Source organism: Acinetobacter sp. Gutcm_16 (assembly GCF_028649355.1).
GTDB classification, from domain to species: domain Bacteria; phylum Pseudomonadota; class Gammaproteobacteria; order Pseudomonadales; family Moraxellaceae; genus Acinetobacter; species Acinetobacter johnsonii.
The window spans coordinates 111,140-117,358 of record NZ_JAQSUV010000035.1 but is presented as its reverse complement, the minus strand read 5'-3'; the positions used below and the strand labels follow the sequence as shown (position 1 = coordinate 117,358).

Here is a 6,219-nt window from a genome sequence, read left to right as displayed (position 1 = left end):
CTCTCACACCTTGCGGCGCTGGAACCTAAATCCAGTGCGTCTACCAATTTCGCCACGTCCCCATCAGGGTGCTAACTTTGCGTTAGACTTTAAGTTGGCAGAGGATCAAGGATTCGAACCTTGACGAACGGTTTTGGAGACCGTCATGCTACCATTACACCAATCCTCTATTGCCTTATAAACCATCTTAATTCAAATGATTTATGGTGGGGACGGAGAGACTCGAACTCTCACACCTTGCGGCGCTGGAACCTAAATCCAGTGCGTCTACCAATTTCGCCACGTCCCCAATGGCTGTGTATACTATAGGGATCATTTTCGCATGACAAGCAATTTTTAAGAAAAACACACTCATTTGATTAAATAAGAAACAAAAACTTTATACTTGGCTTTTTCTCATTCAATTTCAGTCATTAAGCATCGTTTTGCAGCCATGGTATTTTGCCATCTTTGGCTTTTTTGCTTAGCTAAAAGTCCATGTAATAATGGACTAAAACCCTGAAAAGGTTCTGGAAGTGCTATCTTCAAAGACTGACAGTGTAAATACGCCCAGTCTTGGTAGCTTGCTGCCTGCAAACGTTGATCAGTCAACCACTCAAGTAGAATGATCCCGAGTGCATACAGGTCTGTTTGTACGGTCTTTGCTTCACCATGAAATAATTCAGGTGCCATATAGCGCGGTGTCGCTGTTAGAGCCTTTTGACAGCTTATTTCACCAATTCTTTGGCTCTGCTCAAAATCAATTAACTTACATGTAGAACCGTCTAACAAAAAATGTGAAGGTTTTAAATCCGCATGAATCCAACCCATTTGATGTAATTCTTCAACTGCATTCAGCATTTTAAAGATGATATGAATGGCATGATCTCGACTTAACTGATGGGGATTCGCCATAAGTAATGATGGAACATCTTTTAAGATGAGTGCGACTTTCACCTGCTCTGAGTGAAGCTCAAAATTTTCAAGGATTTGCACTTCAGGCAAGAACTTCGGCAGTTGCAGCATCGCAAGTGCATGTTGATAAAAACTAAGTTCAGTGTCAAAGCCGTTAATTAGCGCCACATGCTCTGATAGCGACTGATACTTTAACCAATACCCCTGCCCTGCAACTTCAAAGCGATAAAGCCTTCGCCCCCAGCCCAAACGCTGAGTCGGAGTATGAAGCGACATCGCGAGAGCATTTAATTCTTGACGATTAAACTGCGAAGAATTCGGATTCATTCATCTCTGCCGTATCCAATGCAGTTAAGACCTCTAAACAATGTTGTATAGTTTTCCCGACACGAGCATGTGTTTCAATCATTGAGATTTTTGGCCAAGTTGCACGTTCGCCTTCACGTTGTAAGAGTTTAAATAAGTGTGGTCTTGGATTTTGCAGCATATAGCTATAATGGCGCAGGCCATATTTCCCTACAATGTTTACATCGCCATAATAACGCTGATCGACCACGCCATAGCCATGATCCAGTAAACGACGAATCGGTGGAATCATACCCACACGCTCACGGGCAAAGTCCATCACCCCTTTACTAATCACTTTACCCTGTCTGCGTACAATCCGTTCAGGCCAGCTCAACATGTCTTTCCGAAACCGCGCTTCATCTGACTGCATAAACGGCACCACATGCGGGTTCACTTGACTGGCAATGGTGTAGTTTAAATTGTATAAACGCGCCATTTTTTCCTGCGGAAAATCGCTACGCACGCTGCCATCAACCCAGCGAGTAGAAGACATATAGGGGGTATATAAGCCATCATGTCGTTTACTGGTGAGCTTGACTGGTGGAAATAGAATCGGCACTGCACAAGACGCGAGTACAGCACTCCATACCAATAAGTCAGGTGAAGTAAAGGTATTCATAATGCGCGGATTTTGTGAGGCGTCATAAGGTGCAACCGCGACATTGTTATACAAGCCTGACTGCTTAAATGCCTCTTCAAAGGTAACGTCACCTAAATTTGCAATTAAAAAGTTTTTTAGATGCTTTACATCTGCTAAACCGCCATTGCCCTTTAATACCTCACGAAAACCACGAAACTGAAATGCGTCGGTGAAAAAGTTTTCACCATTTAAGATGCTCAGCATTTCTGCAGGCGTTGCTCGCCCCAGCATCGCTGTCATAATGGCACCAGCACTTGAACCAGACAGCACTTTCGGCATCAGGTCTTGCTCAAGCAAAGCCTTGCACACACCTGTATGAAACAGTCCTAATGTTGCACCGCCTGAAAACATCATGGCTGGTTGCCCAAAAGCTTTTTGACAGTGCTGAAAAAATTCAATTTTTTGCTGTTTATCTAAACACTGGCAATCCGTAGATGCTACAAATGCTAAACCTCGACTAACTTCTTCAATATAGTCTTCAATAATTTTCTTGGTGCCGACATAGGTTGCAGTAAACAGCATGGGGTGAGCAATATTGGCAATGTCATAACTCAGACCTTCACGTAGCAGGTACATTAAATCGGTCGTACGCTTTTGTTGGCGATAACGCTTCAACAACCCTAAACGATGGGTAATCACTTCTGCATCGAAATAAGGTGAACAGTTGTCATACTTCCACTCTTGCGCCCCTGACTCTTCATCAATTCTAAGCGCAATGCTTTTCCACTCAGTATAGTTGTCTGCCTGAGCCAATTGGTTTTTCAGTTTTTTGATTCGATAGGCTTGGTGCGGGTTGATTTCCCGTGTGAAATCTTTAAACAACATATTCATCCTCACCCACTTTTTTTGTTTTCCTAAAATTTCACTGACACGTTCAACCGTCAGTCTAACTGACTATGTGCAAATTATGTGAGCATTACAATTGCCATTTCAACCCTAAAATTGGCAAATCTACACCACGTTAAGGGTTTGATACGACTAGATCGGATGTTAAGATCGACGACAAGTGTAATTATAAGCTGATTAATCATGGCGACCATTGACCTACCGAACAATATCTTAGAAGCACTATCGACTGTACTCCAACAACTACAGCAAAGCCTACCAGAAGTTAAACAAGCACCTGATTTTTCAGCGATTGCCTTTAAATGGGAAAATGGCGAATTAAAAGCGATTCATCAGCTCAAACGAATCGAATTAAATGATTTAAAAGGCATTGAGCGTCAAAAAGAAAAAGTACTGCAAAATACAGAACAGTTTCTCAATGGTTTACCTGCCAATGACGTCCTGCTTACAGGCTCTCGCGGGACAGGCAAATCCTCTATTGTGCGTGCTTTATTAACGGAATACGCAGAGCAAGGCTTAAGGCTGATTGAAATTGAACGTGATGATTTATCCGAACTGCCTGAAATTCAAAAGCTGATTGCAGAACGTCCTGAAAAGTTTATTGTGTATTGTGATGACTTGGCTTTTAACGCCGAAGATGAAAACTATCGCAGTTTAAAAAGTGTGCTAGATGGGTCTTTGCAGTCAGGTTCAAGTAATTTTATTATTTATGCCACCAGTAACCGTCGTCATTTGCTGCCTGAGTTTATGCATGAAAACACGCCTGTGACTCGAGTCGACGTACCGCAGTACACTGAACTGCATCCACAAGAAGCGATTGAAGAAAAAATTTCACTCTCCGATCGTTTTGGATTATGGCTGTCTTTTTATCCAATGGATCAAAACTTATATTTGGACATTGTGCAGCACTACTTAGCAAAAGCTCAAATCGCCATGGACGATATGGTACGAGCCGAAGCGCTTCGTTGGTGTCAAGCGCGTGGACAACGCTCTGGACGTGCCGCGTATCAATTTTCTAAACACTGGGTCGGTTCACAACAATTAAAGCAGCTTTAGGATAAAAATACTGATAGGAACTTAAGCATCTATTTTATCTAATTTTTACGACTAACAGTTCAGTCTAATCAAAGAAATAACCCAAATTCCACATTAGAATTTGGGTTATTTCTTTAAAAAAATGAGGGATGAATATCAGTTCAAATAGGTTTGATCTGATTATTGATATTTATCCAAGTTTGTTTCTGGCCCATCTTTGACCACAGCTTGCGCTTTTGCATAACTCTCCATCAAGCATTTATATTCTGGGCAGACATGATCTGAAAGAATTTCAGCAAAACGAGAGCCTTCCGGACGGTTCCAAGTACGCATTAACTCAGCCACGATTGCAAAAGTATCAGTTGGAATTGCGCCCGCTTGTGTGATACGAGCAATCGTTGTATCTGTGGCTAACTTGCTCCAGTTACCTGATGCATCCACAACACAATACACATTATAACCTTCCTTTCGTGCACTCACCGCTGGAAATGCAAGACACACACTGGTCAGTGTTCCCGCAATAATCAGTGTCTTCCTACCCGTTTTTTTTACTTCATCTACAAATAATGGATTGTCCCAAGTATTAATTTGTCCAGTCCGCGGTACATAAACTGCGTGCGGAGCAAAGTGGTGAATTTCAGGAATTAAAGGACCATTGGGGCCATCAGGTACAGAAGCCGTAGTAATTACAGGTATATTTAATAAAGTTGCTGCTTTTGCAATTGCAATCACATAATTGCGTAAGTCGGGTACAGGTACATCGCGTACGGTATTAAAAAGTCCACTTTGATGATCAATCAATAGAATTATCGAATCATCAGGGTCTAGCATTCCATTAGTAGCCGCCATGGGTAACACCTCTAAAATTTTCTTCTAATTATGTACTTCCATTGTTGTAATGAAAGTTCCTAAGACAGACCGTCATAGCTTTGTGATTTATACGACCAAGATATTTTTAATAAAATCTATATCTGCCTTTCATATAAACTAAAGAATATCCTTAAGCTCAGGAAGCTAAATCATGTTACGTGTTGTAATTGGCCTTCGTGGCTTTGAGTTTTATCCTCGTATAGAAATAAAAACTTAAGAAAAATACAAACTATTAATATTAATCAATATCTTAAAACCATATAAAATAGAATTTCAATTGAAGTCAAAATACTCAAAGTTTTAATCTTTTGAGATCAATCAAAAACTACGCTAGGCATACTTATCCCCAATTTCTATGGATAAACCTATGGGTAAATACTTTTAACTTGATGCTAAGCTACATTTAAGTAAGTCAAAAAATATTCTTAAAGTCTAAGCAGAGCATTTTTAACAGCCCTTTGGTAAAGACCTAAATGTAAAAAAGCCCAACATTTAGTCGGGCTTTAAGCTTATCAAATGAAAGTCTTAGACTTCACTGGGATTGGTCAACTCAGTCATTGGCCAGCGAGGTGTTGTCGTTACAGCCAAACCGTCATGCTGCCCTGCTTTTAAACGCTGATAACCAGCAAAAGCAATCATAGCACCATTGTCCGTACAAAGTGCAGGTTCAGCATAGTAAACCTGAGCACGAATCTTGGTTAAATCTGCTTCCAAACGCTCTCGTAAACGTTTATTGGCACTGACACCACCTGCGATCACTAAGCGTTTTAAACCTGTTTGCTTCAACGCTTTCACAGATTTTTTAACCAAGGTATCCACAATGGCTTCTTGGAAACTCGCTGCAATATCCGCATCACGGTTTTCGTCACCGAGTTTTTTCATTTGCACAGATACGGCTGTTTTTAAACCACTAAATGAAAACTCCAAACCTTGATGCAGCATTGGACGTGGGAAAGCAAAGGCATTCGGATCACCTTGCTCAGCCAGTTTTGAAATATTTGGGCCACCTGGATACGGTAATCCCATCATTTTCGCAACCTTATCAAAGGCCTCACCTGCAGCATCATCAATTGATTCACCCAATAATTCATACTGCCCAATCCCATAGGCGGCCATCAATTGAGAATGTCCACCTGAGACCAAAAGTGCTACAAAAGGAAATTCTGGCGGCGTTTCCGATAAAAGTGGTGCCAACATATGCCCTTCCATATGATGCACACCAATTGCAGGTTTATTTAAAGCAAAGGCCAAAGTTCGACCAAACAGCGCGCCTGTCATCAACGCACCCATCAGCCCCGGGCCACGCGTATATGCCACGGCATCAATTTCAGATTTTTTTACACCACTTTCTTCAAGCAGTTGATTCATCAATGGAATCAGCTTACGCACATGGTCACGCGATGCCAACTCCGGCACTACACCACCATACTCTGCATGCAGTTTAATTTGGCTGTACAGCACTTGCCCACGCAAACCCAACTCGCTGTCATAAAGGGCAAGTCCTGTTTCATCACAAGATGTTTCTAAGCCTAAAACGATCATTAAACTGCCTATAACCTGTATCAAATCTATTGCGTGAACCATTA

Annotated in this window: 5 protein-coding genes and 2 tRNA genes; 1 reads left to right on the top strand and 6 read right to left on the bottom strand. The window is 41.5% G+C overall.

The window, feature by feature from the left end:
- Nucleotides 1-95: 95 nt before the first annotated feature.
- The 4 genes from PTT44_RS12970 to PTT44_RS12955 all read right to left on the bottom strand — a co-directional run bounded on the left by PTT44_RS12970 (nt 96) and on the right by PTT44_RS12955 (nt 2,707).
- Nucleotides 96-169 (bottom strand) — tRNA-Trp (locus PTT44_RS12970).
- Nucleotides 170-204: 35 nt separating this feature from the next.
- Nucleotides 205-289 (bottom strand) — tRNA-Leu (locus PTT44_RS12965).
- Nucleotides 290-396: 107 nt separating this feature from the next.
- Nucleotides 397-1,221 (bottom strand): serine/threonine-protein kinase, encoded by an 825-nt coding sequence (locus PTT44_RS12960; RefSeq protein WP_168158902.1) that lies wholly within the window; start codon nt 1,219-1,221, stop codon nt 397-399.
- Entirely contained in the window at nt 1,196-2,707 is a 1,512-nt protein-coding gene (locus PTT44_RS12955) for a DUF3336 domain-containing protein (RefSeq protein WP_168158903.1), read from the bottom strand. The genes PTT44_RS12960 and PTT44_RS12955 overlap by 26 nt, the downstream gene beginning before the upstream one ends.
- 204 nt (nt 2,708-2,911) lie before the next feature.
- On the opposite strand from PTT44_RS12955, the gene PTT44_RS12950 reads away from it, so the two are divergent.
- Nucleotides 2,912-3,784: an ATP-binding protein gene (locus PTT44_RS12950; protein ID WP_010327089.1), complete on the top strand. Its 873-nt coding sequence runs from the start codon at nt 2,912-2,914 to the stop codon at nt 3,782-3,784.
- Nucleotides 3,785-3,943: 159 nt separating this feature from the next.
- On the opposite strand, the gene PTT44_RS12945 is transcribed toward PTT44_RS12950, so the two are convergent.
- Both PTT44_RS12945 and tsaD read right to left on the bottom strand, forming a co-directional pair.
- Nucleotides 3,944-4,612, bottom strand: a complete 669-nt coding sequence (locus PTT44_RS12945; RefSeq protein ID WP_168158904.1) for an isochorismatase family protein — start codon at nt 4,610-4,612, stop codon at nt 3,944-3,946.
- A gap of 546 nt (nt 4,613-5,158) precedes the next feature.
- Nucleotides 5,159-6,175, bottom strand: coding sequence for a tRNA (adenosine(37)-N6)-threonylcarbamoyltransferase complex transferase subunit TsaD (gene tsaD / locus PTT44_RS12940; RefSeq protein ID WP_125273486.1), 1,017 nt, complete (start codon nt 6,173-6,175; stop codon nt 5,159-5,161).
- Nucleotides 6,176-6,219 lie beyond the last annotated feature (44 nt).